The sequence below is a fragment of the Mesorhizobium sp. M0991 genome (genome assembly GCF_040318915.1).
Lineage (GTDB): Bacteria > Pseudomonadota > Alphaproteobacteria > Rhizobiales > Rhizobiaceae > Mesorhizobium.
The window spans coordinates 23434-42341 of sequence record NZ_JAMYNE010000021.1; the positions used below are offsets into that span (position 1 = coordinate 23434).

At 61.7% G+C, this 18908-nt stretch carries 15 protein-coding genes and 3 pseudogenes; 11 read left to right on the top strand and 7 right to left on the bottom strand.

Annotated features, from left to right (window positions below):
• Positions 1–5: 5 nt before the first annotated feature.
• The 4 genes and pseudogenes from NKH70_RS25315 (at position 6) to tnpC (ending at position 3825) form a co-directional block, all read left to right on the top strand.
• Positions 6–1100 carry a helix-turn-helix transcriptional regulator gene (locus NKH70_RS25315; protein ID WP_353026326.1) on the top strand — a complete coding sequence of 365 codons (1095 nt, stop codon included), beginning with the start codon at positions 6–8 and terminating at the stop codon, positions 1098–1100.
• A gap of 336 nt (positions 1101–1436) precedes the next feature.
• Positions 1437–1871: an IS66-like element accessory protein TnpA gene (gene tnpA, locus NKH70_RS25320; RefSeq protein ID WP_352905057.1), complete on the top strand. Its 435-nt coding sequence runs from the start codon at positions 1437–1439 to the stop codon at positions 1869–1871.
• A complete protein-coding gene (gene tnpB / locus NKH70_RS25325) occupies positions 1868–2224 on the top strand; it encodes an IS66 family insertion sequence element accessory protein TnpB (protein WP_023709031.1) in 357 nt (118 codons plus the stop codon). Before tnpA ends, tnpB begins: the two co-directional genes overlap by 4 nt.
• A 69-nt stretch (positions 2225–2293) precedes the next feature.
• Positions 2294–3825: pseudogene (tnpC, locus tag NKH70_RS25330) on the top strand (IS66 family transposase).
• A gap of 453 nt (positions 3826–4278) precedes the next feature.
• On the opposite strand, the gene NKH70_RS25335 reads toward tnpC, so the two are convergent.
• The 6 genes and pseudogenes from NKH70_RS25335 to NKH70_RS25360 form a co-directional block, all read right to left on the bottom strand.
• On the bottom strand, positions 4279–4674 hold the full coding sequence (locus NKH70_RS25335; protein ID WP_353026328.1) for a hypothetical protein: 396 nt from the start codon (positions 4672–4674) through the stop codon (positions 4279–4281).
• A 56-nt stretch (positions 4675–4730) separates the two neighbouring features.
• Positions 4731–4933, bottom strand: a pseudogene (locus tag NKH70_RS25340) (IS630 family transposase); the annotation flags it as partial.
• Between the two features lie 9 nt (positions 4934–4942).
• Positions 4943–5277 (bottom strand): annotated as a pseudogene (locus NKH70_RS25345) (Y-family DNA polymerase); the annotation flags it as partial.
• Positions 5278–5281: 4 nt separating this feature from the next.
• Entirely contained in the window at positions 5282–8539 is a 3258-nt protein-coding gene (locus NKH70_RS25350) for an error-prone DNA polymerase (RefSeq protein WP_502908398.1), read from the bottom strand.
• Positions 8539–10062: a Y-family DNA polymerase gene (locus NKH70_RS25355; protein ID WP_353026331.1), complete on the bottom strand. Its 1524-nt coding sequence runs from the start codon at positions 10060–10062 to the stop codon at positions 8539–8541. The genes NKH70_RS25350 and NKH70_RS25355 overlap by 1 nt, the downstream gene beginning before the upstream one ends.
• Positions 9977–10732, bottom strand: coding sequence for an ImuA family protein (locus NKH70_RS25360; protein WP_353026333.1), 756 nt, complete (start codon positions 10730–10732; stop codon positions 9977–9979). Before NKH70_RS25360 ends, NKH70_RS25355 begins: the two co-directional genes overlap by 86 nt.
• A gap of 261 nt (positions 10733–10993) precedes the next feature.
• Here NKH70_RS25360 and NKH70_RS25365 point away from each other — a divergent pair, with 261 nt between their 5' ends.
• The 5 genes from NKH70_RS25365 (at position 10994) to NKH70_RS25385 (ending at position 15660) form a co-directional block, all read left to right on the top strand.
• Complete coding sequence (locus tag NKH70_RS25365; RefSeq protein WP_353026334.1) at positions 10994–11659, top strand: DUF6088 family protein; 666 nt, start codon at positions 10994–10996, stop codon at positions 11657–11659.
• The gene (locus NKH70_RS25370) at positions 11656–12699 is read left to right on the top strand and encodes a nucleotidyl transferase AbiEii/AbiGii toxin family protein (RefSeq protein ID WP_353026335.1); all 1044 of its coding nucleotides are present in this window, start codon (positions 11656–11658) and stop codon (positions 12697–12699) included. Before NKH70_RS25365 ends, NKH70_RS25370 begins: the two co-directional genes overlap by 4 nt.
• Before the next feature lie 311 nt (positions 12700–13010).
• The gene (locus tag NKH70_RS25375) at positions 13011–13520 is read left to right on the top strand and encodes a hypothetical protein (protein WP_353026336.1); all 510 of its coding nucleotides are present in this window, start codon (positions 13011–13013) and stop codon (positions 13518–13520) included.
• 130 nt (positions 13521–13650) lie between these two features.
• Positions 13651–14970: a DUF2130 domain-containing protein gene (locus NKH70_RS25380; protein WP_353026337.1), complete on the top strand. Its 1320-nt coding sequence runs from the start codon at positions 13651–13653 to the stop codon at positions 14968–14970.
• A 222-nt stretch (positions 14971–15192) separates the two neighbouring features.
• Positions 15193–15660, top strand: coding sequence for a Ros/MucR family transcriptional regulator (locus tag NKH70_RS25385; RefSeq protein ID WP_353026339.1), 468 nt, complete (start codon positions 15193–15195; stop codon positions 15658–15660).
• 101 nt (positions 15661–15761) lie between these two features.
• Here the strand turns inward: NKH70_RS25385 and NKH70_RS25390 are convergent, their stop codons facing one another.
• Positions 15762–16316 carry a DUF309 domain-containing protein gene (locus NKH70_RS25390; RefSeq protein ID WP_353026340.1) on the bottom strand — a complete coding sequence of 185 codons (555 nt, stop codon included), beginning with the start codon at positions 16314–16316 and terminating at the stop codon, positions 15762–15764.
• A gap of 634 nt (positions 16317–16950) precedes the next feature.
• On the opposite strand from NKH70_RS25390, the gene NKH70_RS25395 reads away from it, so the two are divergent.
• Positions 16951–17493, top strand: coding sequence for a hypothetical protein (locus tag NKH70_RS25395; protein WP_353026342.1), 543 nt, complete (start codon positions 16951–16953; stop codon positions 17491–17493).
• The gene (locus NKH70_RS25400) at positions 17490–18791 is read left to right on the top strand and encodes a hypothetical protein (RefSeq protein WP_353026343.1); all 1302 of its coding nucleotides are present in this window, start codon (positions 17490–17492) and stop codon (positions 18789–18791) included. The genes NKH70_RS25395 and NKH70_RS25400 overlap by 4 nt, the downstream gene beginning before the upstream one ends.
• Positions 18792–18908: the final 117 nt, after the last annotated feature.

Consider the following 18908-nt stretch of genomic DNA (forward strand, 5'->3'; position numbering starts at 1 on the left):
CAGCAATGGGCGCAGCTTTCGATTTTGACGCGATCGGTAATGTCTTTGCCGAGGCAGCCGTCGATCCCTCGCGCTGGGATGCCGCGATGGACGTGGCAGAAAAGGCCACCGGAAGCGCCGGAGCGCTGCTCTTCGATATGAGGGGGCATCTGCCACTCGTACCATGCAGCCGCTCGATGGCCCCCGTTTTGGAGACCTACGTCCGCGATGGCTGGATTAATCGCGACGAGCGGTATCGCGGCCTCAACATCCTCGATCGGCAAGGGGTCACCTCGGAGTTCGACCTCTTCACGACCGACGAGATCGCCAAGCATCCATACTACCAGGAATTCCTCGCCCCCTTCGGCCTGCAGCGTTATGCGGCCGTCAAGGTCGCCGCAGCGGACGAGTTCTGGGTGCTGTCGTTGCAACGGTCGATCCAACAGGGTCCGTTCACGCCAGACGAAATGAGACAGCTGGCGGAACTTTCGAAACAGCTGGGCTCTGCGGCCGCAGTTGCGCGAGCGATCGGCTTCGCGAGGGTCGACGCGGCACTGGATGCATTTAGCGCCACCGAAACGCCCGCCATAATGTTGGACAGGAGTGGCAATGTCCTCACGTCAAACCCTTCGGCGGAAAGGCTTCTAGGACGAGACCTTCAGATCACGCGCCGACGTTTGGTCTCCTTTGAGCGGACCGCGACAGATGCTCTCGACCGATCCCTGAGAGCGCTCCTGTGTTCGCCGGACACAGCCGCATCGATGCCTCCCGTGCCGCTGCCCAGACTCGAAGGGAGGCCGCTCCTCGCCTATCCGTTGCGACTTCCGAAAGTCTCCTACAACGCGCTCGCGCCGTGCCAAGCTGTCGTCGTCCCTGTTGATCCTGACGCGAGACCACCTCCGCCTGAAGCCGTGCTGCAGTCCTGCTTCAGCCTGACAATGTCCGAAGCGAGGCTGGCGAGAAAGATTTGCTCAGGACAGGGCGTTGAAGCGGCTGCGGACGAACTTGGCGTTTCCTATGAGACCGCGCGTAACCAGCTGAAATCCGTCTTCGCAAAGACGCAAACGCATCGGCAGTCTGAGCTAGCAACGCTTCTCACTAGGCTCTCGAACGGTCGATAGTTCTCCCAGGGTCATGGCCTTTGCCGAAGGCGTATTTCGAGCAACTGGCCGAAGAGGATGAGGCCGCCGCTCCTCAGGCTACTGTGCTGAGACTGCTACACAGTCACCCCAAGATGTTCTTCCCGCGGGACAGTCCTGCTGCGAGGTGTATGTGGGTGCCTGCCTGCGCGGCGGCGGCGCGGACTGCCGTTGTCTGGGAGGATTGTACCTACGGTAATTTGTGTTTGTGACGGCCGGGACGGTTGACGAACGGTAAGCGCTGTTGTGGGACCACCTTTCGGGAGTGGTCGCGATCTGTGAGGTTGCCGATCCAGTATTGGGATCGGAGATCGGCTTGTGTCTGGACTTGACCTTACGCTTGACCCGGATCGGCAGCCTCGGCGTTTCGAGGTGATCAACGGTGCCGGCGGTCGGCGTCATTGGTCGGTGGATGACAAGGCGCGGATCATCGCGGAGACGCTGGAGCCGAACGCAGTCGTTTCCGAGGTCGCCCGCCGGTATGGCCTCAGGCCGCAGCAGGTCTTCGCCTGGCGCCGCGAAGCGCGCAAACAGGTCGCTTCGGTGCAGCAAGATTCTCCTGCCTTTGTGCCGGCGGTTGTGACGGCGCCGGAGCCTGTAGCCAGGCATCCACCGAAGCAGCGGAAACGGCAAGCCACCCGAGATGCCGGCATGATCGAGCTTGAGATCGACGGCGTCGCGATGCGCGTCGGCCGGGGCGCCGATACCAAGACGGTGGCCGCAGTGATCCGCGCGCTGAAGGCGACGTCGTGATCGGGCCGACGGGTGCGGTCAAGGTCATGGTGGCGACGAAGCCGGTCGACTTCCGCAAGGGTGCGGAGGGATTGGCGGCGCTGGTGCGAGAGACGATGGGAGCCGATCCGTTCAGCGGGGCCGTGTACGTCTTCCGGGCGAAGCGGACAGACCGGATCAAGCTGATCTTCTGGGACGGCACCGGCGTCTGCCTCTATGCCAAGCGTTTGGAGGATGGGGAGTTCCGCTGGCCGAAAGTGCATGACGGCATGATGCGGCTGACGGCCGCGCAGCTCTCGGCGCTACTCGAAGGTCTCGACTGGCGGCGCGTCCATGAGGCGCGCCGGACCCGCGTTCCAGCCCAGGCCGGCTGACCCGCGACGAAGTGAATCAGTCTGGATTCCGCTGTCGCGGGCTGTCGGCGAATATGGTCTGATCCGGTCATGGCGATGACTGCTGACCAGCTTCCCGACGATCCGGACGCGCTGAAGGCGATGGTCCTGGCGCGCGACGTCGAGAACGCCCGGCTGATCCAAATCATCAAGGAATTGCAGCGCCACCGCTTCGGCCGGCGTGCCGAGACGCTGCCCGAAGACCAGCTTCTGCTGGGGCTTGAGGAAGCCGAACAGATCGAGGCCGCGGGTGACGAAGAGCAGGCACAGACCACTCTTGGAGAACGTCAGGCGCGTGTCGCAAAGCGCCGAGCGAACCGGGGCGCGCTGCCACCCCATCTGCCGCGCGTCGAGATGGTCATCGACATCGAGGATCAAGCCTGCCCGTGCTGCCGCAATGGTCTGCATCGCATCGGCGAGGACATGAGCGAGCGGCTCGACATCGTGCCGTCGCAGCTGCGTGTGATCGTCGTGCGCCGGCCCAAATATGCCTGCCGCGCCTGCGAGGACGTTGTCGTTCAGGCTCCGGCGCCCGCCCGGCTGATCGAAGGTGGTCTTCCGACCGAAGCGACGGTCGCCCAGGTGCTGGTCTCCAAATATGCCGATCACTTGCCGCTCTATCGTCAGGCGCAGATCTACGCCCGGCAGGGCATCAATCTCGATCGCTCCACGCTCGCCGACTGGGTCGGCCGCGCCGCCTGGCACCTGCGTCCGGTGCATGAGCGGCTACTTGGCAAATTGAAGACTTCACCAAAACTCTTTGCCGACGAGACGACCGCGCCGGTGCTCGATCCCGGCCGCGGCAAGACCAAGACCGGGCAGCTCTGGGCCTATGCCCGCGATGACCGACCATGGGAGGGGAGCGACCCGCCGGGCGTCGCCTATGTCTATGCACCCGATCGGAAGGCCGAGCGTCCGATCGCTCATCTCGCAGGCTTCACTGGAATCCTGCAGGTCGACGGCTATGGCGGCTATCGTGTGCTGGCCGACAAGAGCGGCGTGACGCTCGCCTTCTGCTGGGCGCACGTTCGCCGACGCTTCTATGAACTGGCGGCAGCGGGTCCCGCGCCGATCGCCAGCGAGGCGCTGAGACGGATCGCCGAGCTCTACAGAATAGAGGACGATATCCGCGGCCGATCGGCCGATGAACGCCGTGCGATGCGTCAGGAAAATAGCCGCGCTATTGTCGCCGATCTCGAACCCTGGCTGCGCGAGAAGCTCGGCCTGATTAGCCAGAAGACAAAGCTCGCCGAGGCGATCCGCTACACGCTCTCGCGCTGGCAAGGCCTCTCGCGCTTCCTTGACGACGGCCGCATCGAGATCGACAGCAACACCGTCGAGCGCTCAATCCGTCCAATCGCGCTCAACCGCAAGAACGCGCTCTTCGCGGGCTCGGACGGCGGTGCCGAACACTGGGCAGTCATCGCATCGCTCATCGAAACCTGCAAACTCAACGGTGTCGAGCCGCTCGGCTATCTCGCCAACGTCCTCACCAGGATCGTCAACGGCCATCCGAACAGCCAGATGACGACTTGCTGCCCTAGGCCTACATCCGGGCGCCTGAGCTCAAGGCCGTGGCCTGAGAACAGCGCTTACCCTGAGCTCAAGGCCGTGGCCTGAGAACAGCGCTTACGACGAACGATTGGACGTCCGAGTTTGATACTCCCCCTGTGGCGCACCCCGAGGTCAATATCAAGCAACTGAGCACGCATGTTCTGATCCTCATAACGTTCCTCCCCTGTAAGCTCGCATTGGCTCCGCTCACCTCTTGTTGTGCGGTCAGTAGGTTTCTGCAGAGCAGGCGACGAAGTTGCCGCTTGATGTGTCCGTATCGTCTGTGTAACAGCGGCAGTCGTTGGTGTTTAGCAGTGGGTAACCGAGTGGGCAGCACGTGTAATTTGCCTCACAGGTTGTGGCGCCACATAGATGCTGGTTAGGACAGGCGTCATAGATTGTCTCGGCGCGGATCGGCAGGATTCCTGCAACAAGCGCAGTGATGAAGACTGTGGCGATCACCAGTCGTCGCGCCTCCTGCACTAGCACTGATCGCCACCCTTGAGGTAATGCTCTAGCCCACAGACTTCCCAACATCCTTCGATGGTACCAGCATCGCAACCTTTTTGCTGGAAGACACAGGCTTCTACTTCCACGATCCCCCTCGGACAGAATTGCTCTTTCCAAGAGTCATCTTGGGCGACGCGGATAATAGGGGTCATATTGACCGACTGAATCGTCAGGGAGTCGGCGGAAACAGAGAGCGGGGACAGCCACAGTGCGAGTGCGTAGATAAGCTTGCGCGACATTTCACCCTCCTTAGCCAAACGCGAAACTGCGGGCGCGCTGAGATTCATTGCCGATCGGAAACTACTTACCAGCGCCGAAGCGGGCATGACCCAATTGAGTAATACGATCGCGAAGAAATGTTCTTCCATGGGAACCGGCTGCCGGACGCTCGTAGCTCTCCTCCTAGACTTAGGGCGGGATGAATTTAGGTTGGGGCATAGCCGACCTCTATGACATAATTTCTGCACTCGGTTGAAGTGACGGTGCCGAGGATTTGGCCGATGGCGTAACAGACGGCCTCAACTGTTCGCCTGGCAGCCTTGCGCAGCCAATGCTTGAGCTTGGCGAAGAGCTTCTCGATGGGTTGAGGTCGGGCGAGTATTTGGACAGCAAGAACAGCCTGGCGCCGGCCGAGGGATGCGTCCAGCCTGCGACATCGGCAAAGGCCTCGTCGATCGAGATGCGCTCGACGAGCGGCGTGTAGTCGCCGAGGATCGCGATCGCGGCGTCGTCGAGGCGCTGGTATTCTGCGAAGTTGCCGCCGACGAAAATCAGGTGTGGACAGAGCTCGCGCACCCGCCGTCCCAGCATGCCGCCGCGAACGCCAAAGGCTTTCGCCTCGTAGGAGGAGGCGAGTACGACACCGCCACCGACGGCGATCGGCTTGCCGCGCAGGGATGGGTTCAGCATTGCTCGACCGACGCATAGAAGGCATCGAGATCCGCATGGAGAATTGTCGCCAGCGTTTCCATGTCTCTACCGGAAATCCCGCGTCTTCACCTTGATGCGGTCGATGTTCTCGTAGGGATCGACGATATCGCGCGTTTTCGGCATGCCGCGCGGATCAACGCCCGATCCGCCATGATGGGCCTCGTCACCGCGGCCGTGTGGCAGTGGAAATGGCGTGTCGCGGTTTCCGACGCTGGCGAGTTCGGCCGATAGATCGGTCAACTCGTGGGCAACGAGATGCACCACCTCCCCTTCCCGCTGGATGCGGCCGCGCACGCCGAGCATGGCCGACGAAAGAAGCAGGCGCCGGAATTTCTCGAACACCTTGACCCAGACAACGACGTTGGCGGCGCCGGTCTCATCCTCCATGGTGAGGAACATGACGCCTTTGGCCGAGCCCGGCCTTTGCCGCACTAGCACCAGGCCCGCGGCCTGGACCCAGCTTCTGTCTCGCGCCTGCATGGCCTCCTGACAGGTCACGATGCGGCGCCGGCGTAGATCGGCGCGTAGAAACGACACCGGATGGCTGCGCAAGGTCAGCCCGACATGGCCATAATCCTCGACAACCTCGCGCCCGGCCGTCATCGGCCTGAGCGTGATGACAGGCTCGTGGATCTCAGGCACCGTTTTCTGTTCACGGGACGTGGCGGCCGCGAACAGCGGCAAAGGTTCATCGCGCAGAGCCTTGATCGCCCAGAGCGCATCACGGCGGGCAAGGTTCATATCCGGCAGAAAGGCGTCGGCCTCGGCGAGCTGCACAAGCGACGCCGCCGGCACGCCGGCGCGGCGCCAGAGATCGTCAACCGAGAGGAAGGGTTCGTCGGCCCGCGCCGCGACGATTGCGGCCGCGTCATCATTGGCGAGCCCCTTCACCATGCGCAGGCCGAGCCGGACAGCGAAGCGGTCTTCGCCATCGGTCGGCTCCAGCGTGCAATCCCAGCGGCTGGCATTGACGCAGACCGGACGCACCTCGACGCCATGATCGCGAGCGTCGCGCACGATCTGGGCCGGCAGATAAAAACCCATTGGCTGCGAATTCAGCAACGCGGCACAGAAGACATCCGGATGCCAGCACTTCATCCAGGATGAGGCGTAGGCAATCAGCGCGAAGGAGGCGGCGTGGCTTTCGGGGAAGCCGTAGCTGCCGAACCCTTCGAGTTGCGAGAAGGTCTTTTCGGCAAACTCCGGGGTGTAGCCGTTGGCGATCATCCCGTTGATCAGCTTGTCGCGGAATTTCGAGACGCCGCCAGTGTGCTTGAAGGTGGCCATGGCGCGGCGCAGCTGATCGGCCTCGCCGGCGGAAAAGCCGGCGCAGACCATCGAGACCTGCATTGCCTGCTCCTGAAACAGCGGGACGCCGAGCGTCTTGCCGAGCACGCGCTCGAGCTCCGGCGTCGGAAACGTCACCTCTTCCGTCCCGTCCCGCCGGCGAAGATAGGGATGGACCATGTCGCCCTGGATCGGACCAGGTCGAACGATCGCAACCTCGATGACAAGGTCGTAAAATGTCCTGGGCTTCATGCGCGGCAGCATCGACATCTGCGCGCGGGATTCGATCTGAAACACGCCAAGCGTGTCGGCCTTGCGGATCATCGCATAGGTACGCGGATCCTCGGCCGGGATCGTCGCCAGATCGAGGACAATGCCCTTGTGCTCGGACAGGAGATCGAATGACCGCTTCATACAGGTGAGCATGCCCAGGGCCAGGACATCCACCTTCATGAATTTCAGCGCGTCGATATCGTCCTTGTCCCATTCCACGACCTGGCGATCCTTCATCGCCGCCGGCTCGATCGGCACGAGGTCGTCAAGGCGATCATGGGTCAGGACAAAGCCGCCCGGATGCTGCGATAGATGACGCGGCGTGCCGGCAAGTTGCTCGGCGAGTTCAAGGGTCAGCCGCAGCCGGCGATCGCCGAGATTGAGATTGAGCTCGCCGGCGCGCTGCTCATCGACCGCTTTGCCATGGCCCCAGACCTGCGAGGACAGAAGTTTGGTCATGTCCTCGGGCAGGCCGAGCGCCTTGCCGACATCGCGGACAGCACCTTTGGTGCGATAGCGAATAACCGTGGAGCACAATGCTGCGCGATCGCGACCGTAGGTCTCGTAAACCCACTGCATGACGATCTCGCGCCGTTCATGCTCGAAATCGACATCAATGTCGGGCGGCTCGCGCCGTTCCTGCGAAACGAACCTCTCGAAAAGGAGGTTGTTGCGTTCGGGATCGATGGAGGTGATGCCCAGCACATAGCAGACGGCCGAATTGGCGGCCGAGCCGCGGCCCTGGCAAAGGATGTCCTGGCTGCGCGCGAAGCGGACGATCGAGTTGACGGTCAGGAAGTACGGCGCATATTCGAGCGTCTCGATCAGCCGCAGCTCGTGCTTCAGGATGCCGACCACCTTGTCGGGCAAGCCCTCGGGATAGCGGCGGGCCGCACCTTCCCAGGTCAGTTTTTCCAGCGCCTGCTGCGCCGTGAGGCCCGGCATCGTTTTTTCCTCGGGGTATTGATAGGCGAGCTCGTCGAGCGAGAACCGGCAGCGGCCGGCGATTTCGACCGTGCGCGCCAGGGCCTCGGGATAACGGCTGAACAGACGCGCCATCTCGTCGGCTGGTTTGAGGTAGCGATCGGCATGACGTTCGCGCCGGAAGCCGGCGTCATCGATGGTGACGTTATGGCGAATGCAGGTGACGACATCCTGCATCATGCGGCGGGCCGGCTCGTGGAACAGCACGTCATTGGTGACGACGGTTGGCACCCCCATCGCGGCCGCCAGGTTAGCCAGCTCGTAAAGCCGGAGCTGGTCGTTCGGACGTCTGCGCAAGGTGAGCGCCAGATAGGCGCGATCGCCGTAGGCGTCGCGCAGCCGCCGCAGACGAACGGCGCAAAGATCATCCGCTTCGTCCGGCACCAGGACCGCGATCAGTCCTTCGCCATAGGCGACGACATCATCCCATTCGAGATGACACTTGGCTTTGCCGGCCCTGCCCTTGCCGAGCGACAGCAGACGGCAGAGGCGCGAATAGGCCGGTCGGTCGGTCGGATAGATCAGGATCGACACGCCATCGGCGAGATCGAGACGGCAGCCGACGATCAGCCGGACGCCTGTCGCCTTCGCCGCTTCGTGGGCGCGCACGATGCCGGCAAGCGAATTGCGATCGACGACAGCGAGCGCTTCGATGCCGAGCAGTGCGGCTTGCGCAAACAGCTCCTCGCAGGATGATGCTCCACGCAGGAACGAGAAATGCGACGTCACCTGCAGCTCGGCATATCGAATTCCGCCGATCATCCGAAGATCCCGTGCATGAACCATTTATGCGATCCGGTCGCGGCGTCTTCGCCGTCGCCGGCGCGATAGACCCAGTAGCGCTCGCCGTTCTCATCCTCGACATGAAAATAGTCCCTCACCGCCGCGAGCTCGGCGTCGCGCTTCCACCATTCCCCGAACACGCGTTCCGGACCGTCCGCCCGCTTCACGCGCCGGCGGACGCCGCGCCAGGTAAAGGTCACGGGCGGATGGTCGGGAAGAAGTGCTACCGTCTCGATCGGCTCGGGCCGCGGCAGCAGCCGCGACGGTCGCGGCCAATGGCCGGGCCAGCCCTCGCCGGTATCAGGCGCCATCGGCGCAATACGTTGAACCGACCGTTCGGGAACGTCGCTCTGCACCGGGGCGAAGCGATAGAGCCGGTCCTCGCCGACACGGTTGGCGAGGATGTCGAGCACATCCGAGACGTCCGGCTCTGGCGCCTCGGCAAGTGAAGAGATCGTCTGTTTCGCCCGCAGCGGCTCGGCGGCCGTCGCGGCAAGCCGCATCAGCTCGATGCCAAATCCGGGATCGATGGTGTCGATCTTGTCGGTGAGCAGCCGGGTCAGGCGCTTCATATCGCGAACCGGCGTTGCCGTGCCGACACGGATCGCCTCGATGCGATTGTCGACGCGGAAGAACAGAAGATCGAGCCGGCGTGCGCCAAGACCCCGCGTCTCGAGTGAGGCGGACAGTTCAGCGACCAGCTTGCCGGTATAGCGCGCGATTGTTTCTGCCGCGCCGATAGGCTCGGCAAAATTGCGGCGCACTTCGACGATTTCCTCCGGCCGGATCGGCTCGATCGGTTCGCTCACCCGCCCAAACGCCTGGTCGAGGCGGCGACCGGGTTCCGGTCCGAAACGCAAGGCGAGCGACGCGCGTGGCGTAGCGGCGAGGTCCGCAATTGTCTCGAAGCCGAGCCGACGCAGACCATCGATCGTCACGGCGGGCAGGCGAAGGGCTGCGATCGGCAATGATAGGATCGCCTTCGCTGTCTTGCCGGCTGGCGCGACGATCGTGGCCCGGGTGCCGAAGCGCGCTAGCGCATGGGCGGCACCCCAGCTGTCAGCGACCGCGGCACGCGCGGCGAAGCCGGACGCGCCAAGTCGCTCCACTATATCGGTAAGCATCGCCGCCTCGCCGCCATGCAGATGATCGGCGCCGGTCGTGTCGATCACGATGCCATCCGGCGGATCGGCAGCGACGATCGGCGCGTAGCGGCGCAGCGCCCACAGCGCCAATCGCTCGAGCGCCACCTCATCTGCTTCGGGCTCGGCATCATGAACGACAAGACCCGGAACGAGCGCCTGCGCCTTACTCGCCGGCATGCCGATGCGCAGGCCGGCTGCGCGCGCTGCAGCGTCAGTGGCGAGCACCACACGGCGACGTCCATCGCGGCCGACAAGGACGAGCGGCGTCTCAGGCGGAGGCGCGGCGTCGCCCGATTTCCTTCTGAAGCGGTCTGTCGGCCACATCGGAAGGAAGAGCGATACGACCCTTGGCATCGCAAGCCTCCACTGTGAAATCCGCACTTTCTCCTGCACGGCATCGGATCAGTTCAAGCTGCCAGCGCGCCCGTCCAATCCCCGGCACCGGCAATGGTGTCGACGGCAGGACCGACACCCGCCAGCGTGTCTCGGCGGCGGTTGGCTGGCCAAAATCGGTTGCCTCCTGGCGCCGCCAGCGGCGAATGGCGATGCCGATGGCGCCGGAGCTTTCGGCGGCAAGCTGAAGCCGCCGTGAGGCCGTCATCGAAAGCCGGGCAATCTCGGCAACGACAGCGCCAAAACCTCCGCGAAGACCCTCTTCGAAACAGGCGAGAATGGATTTTTCGTCGCCGGCTTCGACATAGATTACCCGCCCCGGAGGAAGACCGGCCTGTTCGATTGCCGGCGCGAAAAGATCGGGCCGGGTAACGCACCACAGCACCTTGCCGACAGTGCGCGCGGCAATGCCGGCCGCAAACAGTGCCGCGGCCGCGCCGTCGACGGCGCCATTCCCTCCGCCCGCGACCTCATGCAGACCGCCAAAAGCCAATCCCCCTCCCGGCAGGACCCTGTCAATCGCGGCCACTCCGAACGGCAAAACCGTACGCTCGCGTGCATTTCCACCTTCGAGACGCGCGATGCGTTCTCGAAGCTCGGAAATGGCAGCAGGGGGCGCCGATACACTCATCTGACCCTTGAAACGCGGAAAACCTGTGATAGGTTCTACATTTGTTCTCGCTTGGGCTAAGAGTCAACCGGGATGATGTCGTGCCCCTGCGGAAGGAGGGGCATTCGATGCTCTCTGATAGTCCAGAGCGCGGGCCATATCCTTCAATACGAGAATGTGAGTTCATTTTTGGAGTTTTGGGCGCCACGGGGTGTCCGAAAATTGTAGCATATTTCGGACTCATACCTTGTCTCTGTCCGAAACTTGTAGCATATTTCGGACATGCCCATAGTTGAGCCCGATACCGATCTTCGCTCGCGCCTGCTTGCCCGCATTGAGTCCAAACCCGACGAGGTCTGGACCCCCGGCGACTTCGTCGATCTCGGCGCGCGCGCCGCCGTGGACAAAACCCTGCAGCGCCTGGCGGCCGCCCGGGAGCTGCGCCGGATCGACCGAGGCCTCTATGACCGGCCGCGCACGAACAACCTGACTGGCCGCGCCACCGTGCCGGATTATCGCGCTGTGATCCGCGCCGTCACGCGCCGCGATCGGGCGCGCGCCGTCATCGATGGTATGACGGCCGCCAACGACCTCGGCCTGACGACCGCCGTCCCCGCCCGGATAGAAGTGCTGGTCGATGCGCGGTTGAAGCCAATCAAGCTCGGCACGCAGGAAATCCACTTCAAATACGCTGCCCCTAGCCGCCTCTATTGGGCGGATCGGCCGGGGATGCGGGTCGTCCAGGCCTTGCATTGGATGCAGGACATGCTGACCCAGAAGGGCGAACGGAAGCGTATCCAGGCGACGTTGCGCCGCCTGTTTGCCGACCCCAAGCACGGCGAGGCCATTCGAGAGGATCTGCGCGCCGGTCTCTCCGCCGTGCCGATCTGGATGCAGGAGTTCCTCCGCGAAATCCTGAGGGCGGACCCGCACGAGGCGAAGCCATGAGTACCGATGCTTACCGCCAGATCATCGCGGCATCCCCACGTGACCGGCTCGACCTGTTTCTCGCCACGGCCAATCGGATCGGAGCTCCGGTGGGCAATGTCGAAAAGGATTTCTGGGTCTGCTGGACCCTCAATTCGCTTTACCACGAACGGCCTGCGGGGGAGCCACGGCTGCTTTTCAAGGGCGGGACGTCGCTGTCAAAAGGCTATGGCCTAATCCAGCGTTTTTCCGAGGACATCGACGTTACCGTGTTCCGCGACGATCTCGACGAGGCTGCCTCCGTCGAAGAGCTTGAGGAACTGTCGAACAAGAAGCGCCGCGCCAAGCTCGACGCCATCCGGGACGCCTGCCGTGCGTATATCACCGGCCCGCTGCGAGCCTTCCTCACCGCTCAACTTGCCGACATCACCAACGGCGCCGGCCGGGTGGAAGTCGACGAAGCCGATGCCGATGGTCAGACCCTGCTGCTCTGGTATCCCGAGGTCGAGCCGCGTGATGGCGCCTATGTGCGACCGGTCATACGCCTCGAGTCCGGGGCGAAATCGGCGCTCGATCCCGATCGCCCCATCACGATCACGCCCTATGTCGCGGAGGAAGCGGCAGGCATTGATCTCACCGTCGCCGACGTGACCACGATCGAGGCGACCCGCACCTTTTGGGACAAGGTAGTGATCGCCCATGGATTGCGCCGCTGGTATGAGCGGCGCGGCGAACTGCGGCAGGAAGGCCAACGGGTGTCTCGGCACTATTATGACCTGCACTGTCTTCTCGGATCCGAGACCGGAAAGGCCGCGCTCGGCGATCTCGATCTTGGCGCCGATTGTGTGCGGCACGCACGAATGTTTTTCGATCGTCCCGACTATGACCTCGCCTCGGCAGTCCCGGGCAGCTTCGCGATCGCACCCGCTCCCAAGATGGTGGACGCGCTCACGCGCGACTATGCCAATACGGCGGCCATGATCTTCGGCACTCCGCCGAGCTTCGACGACATTCTGGAATCAGCACGGCACATTGAGCAGGACATCAACACCCACTCCTAGTCGCCTGGCCACGTCGCCGGGGCATCATCAAGGCCTTGTCGAGCAAATGGTCTGCTACTTCAAACCCGAGGACATCGAAAAACTTCGCGCTGGCCGAGAGGACATGCATCGGCAGTTCGCTGAACTGCGGGATCGCTTTCTTGGTCGCAAGTATCAAACCGAGCGTGGCCACGAGTTCGCATATCATGGGTTCTCGCGGCGCCTTGGTACCATGGTCAGGGCTGTTGACGTCGTGTTCGAGAAGCTCCCCCCAGAGCTGGACGAAATCCCCGAAAGGTCGTCGACGCGACGCTGACTATCCAGGCATTCGTATGAACGCGTTCGGGTGTCTCGGTAATTTGGCCTGGATCTGGGTCTGCGAGAAGGCGGTCCTCAACGCCGAGGGCAAGGAGCTCGAGTCTCTCCGAGTGGGCCTCGGCCCGAAAAGCAAGGAAGTCCGCGCTTCCTTTAGCAACGAGTTCCTCGCCTATTTAGGCAAGCGTCAAGGCTGGATAGACGAGCATCTCAAAGGGTTCCGCGACAGCCTCGCTCACCGGATACCTCTGTACATCCCGCCCTTCATCGTCACGCCCGAGACAGTCGACAGGTACAACGAACTCGAGAAGGCGAGTGGCGATGCCATCCAGAAGCGGGATTTCGAGCTCTACGACAAGCTGCAGGCGGAGCAGAGGGTCCTGGGCATTTGGCGACCGTGGATGACCCACTCGGTCACGGAGAAGTCTCCCCGCGCCGTGTTCCACGCCCAGCTTCTGCAGGACTATGTGACGATCGACGAGTTTGCCCGTGAGATGTTGGCGGAGATGGAGCGCCAGAAAATCTAGTCATGAGCGGGGGGACAGCGGGGAGAGGCGGGGATAACTCATCCGTTCACTCTTTGTTCTTTTCCGAAACCGCCTAGGGAGATATAGTCTGGCGTGTCCTAAAACAGATTCCTCAAGGAGCAGCGCGCAGATGACCATCCAGCCCACCAATACCATGCTGCAGGGGGACAGGATTCTCAATGAACCGACGATCAGCTGCCCAAGCTGCAAGACGGAAATCAAGCTCAATGAGTCGCTCGCGGCTCCATTGATCGCCGCCACGCGCGAAGAATACGAAATGCGCTTGGCGCAGAGCAACGCATCGATGGCTGCCAGAGAAGAGGAGCTCAAGCGCCAGCAGGCCGAGATCGTCGCCGCCAAAGAGGACATCGCCAACCAGGTGGCTGAGCAAATCAAGTTTGAGCGTGCCGGAATCGCGGTCGAGGAAGCCCGCAAGGCAAAATTGCTGCTTTCGGTAGACCTGGAGGACAAGGATAAGAAGCTTGCCGAGCTGGAGGCGACGTTGAAGGCGCGCGACGAAAAGCTCACCGAGGCCCAGCAGCAACAGGCGGAATTCCTGAAAAAGCAGCGTGCGCTTGACGACGAAAGGCGGGAGATGGCGCTGACCATCGAAAGGAAGATCCAGGAGGGGCTGAACGCCGTTCGCGTCAAGGCGAGGTCGGAAGCGGAAGACGGCCTCAAAATGAAGGTCGCGGAAAAGGAAGAGCAGATCGCCGGCATGCAGCGTCAGATTGAGGAGCTGAAGCGCCGTGCGGAACAGGGTTCCCAGCAGCTGCAGGGTGAAGTTCTGGAGCTTGAGCTGGAAGCCCTCATTGCCGGCCGGTTCCCGATGGACGTCATTGAACCGGTTGCCAAGGGTGAGTTCGGCGGAGATGTCCTGCACCGTGTGGTCGGACCGGCCGGCCAGCCGTGCGGCGCCATTTTATGGGAGTCGAAACGCACCAAGAACTGGAGCCAGGGTTGGCTGGGAAAGCTCAGGGCCGATCAGCGGGCGGCGAAGGCGGATATCGCGCTGATGATCTCTGAAGCTCTGCCTCCCGGCGTGGAAACCTTCGATCTTCTGGACGGGGTCTATGTCGCCCATCCCAAATGCGCGATGCCGATCGCAATCATCCTGCGGCAATCCCTCATCGAATTGGCGAACTCCCGCCTCGCTCAGGACGGTCAAGCCACCAAAATGGAGCAAGTCTATGGCTATCTGACCGGCCCCCGGTTCCGCCACCGCGTCGAGGCCATCGTCGAAAAGTTCTCTGATATGCAGGAGGACCTGGCCAAGGAACGCAAGGCCACAACACGCCTGTGGGCCAAACGGGAGGCTCAAATACAAGTCGTAATCGAATCGACCGTCGGGATGTACGGCGATTTGCAAGGTATCGCCGGAAAGGTGATGCAGGAGATTGAGGCCTTGGATGTGCTGGCAATAGAAGCATCCCGGCCCGATACCGAATAGGCCGGTATGCAGCTCAGCAGGAAAACGATTGGCAATCTGGAACGGCTTGCCCAGACGAACAGGGGACGGACCAACAGGCGCACGACGCGGGATGCGTTGCCATGACCGCTGTGCAGAACAGGCATCGCAATAGTGCCCAATGCATTCGTTGCGTTTGGGGCCAACCGCCACTATGAAACGGACAATTTCGCCGACTGTCTTTCAAGCCGCCAGGAGAGTTTCGTGACAGAAGAAGCTGAAAGCAATGCCGACAACCTGATCGAACTCACTGCCGACGTCGTCTCGGCCTATGTCTCGAACAATCCGGTTCCGGTCGGTGACTTGCCGGCCCTCATCAGTCAGATCCACGCCGCATTGAAGGGCACCGCCGGCGGCGGTGCTGCGGCGGATAAGTCCGGCGCTCTCAAGCCTGCCGTGCCGATCAAGAAATCGGTCACTCCGGACTACATTGTCAGCCTTGAGGACGGGAAGAAGTTCAAGTCGTTGAAACGCCATCTCGCGACCCACCACAACCTGACGCCCGACGAATATCGCACCAAATGGGGCCTGCCAGCGGACTACCCGATGGTCGCGCCGAACTATGCCGCAGCGCGCTCGGCATTGGCCAAGACGATGGGGCTCGGCCGAAAGCCGAAAGAACCGGAAAAGCCGGCGCCGGTGAAGCGGACGCGCAAGAAGACCGCGGCCTGATTGCTGCAGATCCATCGGCCTATGTAGTCCGGACACAAAAAAGCGGGAGTAACCCGCCTTCCACAGGCGAAGCTGGGTTGAACGGTACCAAGGGTTGCCGATCAGACACTCTCCAATTTTGGTGCGAGAACAAAATCGAACACGGGCTCGGGCTGGTCAGGCTTTGGCTCTGGCAAAATGACCCGGGAAGTTACGGCCGCTTCGGCATATTCTGCAAGCGCGGCAGGTGTCATCCCGAGTGCAGTCTCAAAGACCCGGCTCGGCACCGTCACCACCTGACGAAAAAGCGCGGCAGCTCTTGTCGCGTGGCGCACGGCAGCGACCCGCTTTCCCTCGCGTATTTTTACCCCGGCCGCCGCCAATAGGATCAGTCCCTTGAAGAACAGGCGGTGCTGGGTGCTTCGTTTCGCAGCGTGCCAAAGAGGCTCCCAAGCCTCATGGGCTTCCCAGTAATAGCCGAGGTTGAAAAGGTCGATTCCCCATCGAAAGACATCCGAGCCTAACGCTTCCCCAAGGGCGACGGTCACGGGAACGTTTCGGTAGCTATGGCCCAAGGGATCACGTACCGGATGCGGATGTTTGCCAGGCAGGTACGCATAGGTCGGAAGATTCTTTTCGGGCAGCAAGCGAGGACGAGACATCGGACTAGCAAGCATGAAAAGCGCGTTGATGGCAATTCATGTCACATGGGAACTGGCATTCTTCAGAGCTGAGGCTTGAATGCGATAAGTTCCGGTTTCTGGAGATTTCCCTCCCAATTCCACACTGCCATTTATGCGACTTTCGAGGTACAAGCCGTGAACACTGCGGGCGCGGTGGTATTGAGTTCTAATCGCCACTTAGACGGATTCGCATTTCTCGAACTGACCGCACTGGGGCCGATGAACGTCTGGTTTCGGGGTGACTTGCAGGAAAGCCACCGATCAACTCCCCTTCTTCAAGGATGGAGAAAGGGTGTATAGATAACGTCCGACTGAGGGACGAATCCTTGATGTCGTGGCCAGCGCGGTTTGACGACATTGGTGAACCGGAACGTTGCGACAGGGTCGAGCAGCGCAGCTACGTCTATTGTACGTCGCCATGACGCGCGTCCCGAGCGTCTTCGAGATACCGGAGTCGGTGGCGGACCCAAACCTGCTCTTTAAGCAGCCCGGAGCCAAGCCGGAGTTGAGTTCGAAATTGCGGAGCCGGAGAAGCGCTGCTTCTTAGCCAGACTGTTCGGTCTGCGAAAACGGGCGTAATGCCCATGATGCACACGCGATTGCCGCCAAAAGCATGAAGAGAGTTTGAATGCCCAGAAAGAAGCCAGCACGCCGCATCGTGACACAACGCTCGCGAAACAACGCGAACCGACGCCTGAGCGCCACCCTGCCCACCGCAGAGTCCAGGGCGGGGTTGTCGGCGCGCGTGACCTACGGCGCTTACTCAAAGCACAAATTCAATCCGACGGCCTACAAGCTCACGCCTTATGCCGGCCCGGATGTCGAACGGACGTACTGCGACGCACATGCCGATTTTGGTAAGGACGACTTCACCCGAATTCCCGATCTTCTTAAGCGGGGAGTGATGCTCGGACTCTGGTCGGATCAGACCGACGGTGATGTCCCGAGTTTGCTCTGGACGATCGATGAGAGCGGCTGGATCTTTGAGCTCCGAATTACTAATTCTGGTTTAGCCCAGTATCACGGCTACCCCATTCTTCCTGGAGACGCGTACGCGAGACACGTGTTGGTCAGAGCTAGGGAGGTCGCTTTCGTGGACGGCGAATTTCCGGTAGATCAAGATCCGAACGCACAGGCAGCTATCGCGGCGGCGGAGATCTTCTACAGATGACTTCTTCGAGCTACTTCAAATTCTCTGCCGCCTGGCCGAAGGGCAGCGACGACGTGGCTGCGATTTCTCTTCGTGTGGGAGACCGAGTCATCTCAAGAATTGCGGATACCGAAAAGCAGACGGTAAGGGACTATTTCCGAGCCTCTTCCACGGGCCTCGCGCTGTGGTTGGCAGATAATTGGTGGCGTCTGCGCTGGGAGACAATCAGGGATTTCAGGTTCCCCTCGGTGGACTGGCGCCTGCGCCATGAGTTGAACTCGGCGAGCGGCGGTGCACTCTGGCCTCCTGTGATGATCTTCAGTGTCGGAGACCGCATCGCCTTCGCCCCAAGCGTCGGCAAGAATGTTGTCAATGGCCCCCAGTCCTATTTTGAGTTCAAGGTAGGCATGGTCGCCGCTGACGAATACGAGGCGGAATTGGACCGCCTTTTTGAAGCCGTTCTTGGACACTGCGCCAAGACGGTGGACGGCAAAGCACTGGAAACGTCACTCGGCCAAATCGCTAACGAGCGCCGGGATCCAGAGTTGGCCGCCTGGCGACGATTGGAAGCTTGTCTAGGGTTCGATCCAGATGCCGCACCAGAGGAAGTCATCGACGCATTGATCAAGATGGAGGACGTTGCTGGCGAGGACGGCGTCGAGGAAGCGGCACATGCACAGCCCGGAGCAAGTTCGGCTCAATCCTTGAGCCTAGCGATCGAGGCCACACGCGATTCGGAAGTGGAAGTCGATCTGAGTTTGGCAGATAGCCTCGAGCGTGAATGGAGTCTGCCGGGCTATGCAAGTCCATGGCAAATGGCGGAAGCTGCGGCCGCAGAACTCAGGGCCATCATTGGTGTCCCGAGGGGCCTGCTGAGGCACGAAGTCTTCGAAGATGTTTTCAAGGCGCGGTGGGACGATTTGAAGTCGGCTACCGCGACTGCGCGAAAGCTGCCCTACGGCGCCCGCATTGGCGATAGGAAGAAGTCCCGCGTGGCCCTGCAGACTCAGAAGCCACACGATCGCCGCTTTGAACTCGCTAGACAGTTCGGGGATGCTGTATGGCAGACGGAAGCCGACTTCGGTATCATCAGTCGCTCGAAGACCGACCGCCAGAAGTTCCAGCGCGCGTTCGCGCATAGCCTACTGTGCCCCTTCGATGACCTACAACTAGTTCTCGACGTAAACGATGCTACGCCCGAAGCTATGCAGGCAGCTGCAAGGAGGTTCGGTGTGCACCAGTCCGTAATCCGCAATCAGTTGGTTTATAAAGGCTATCTTCCGTTCGAGAACACGAACGAGGAAACCGAGGCCGCTTAGTCTGCTCACGTCAGCGTCTAGTGAGTGCGACACGGACGGAGCCGGAGTCAGTATGGCATGGGCTTCGCATCGCTTGGCGTCGTTCAGTGCCACGATAGACATGTTGCGCCAGAATCT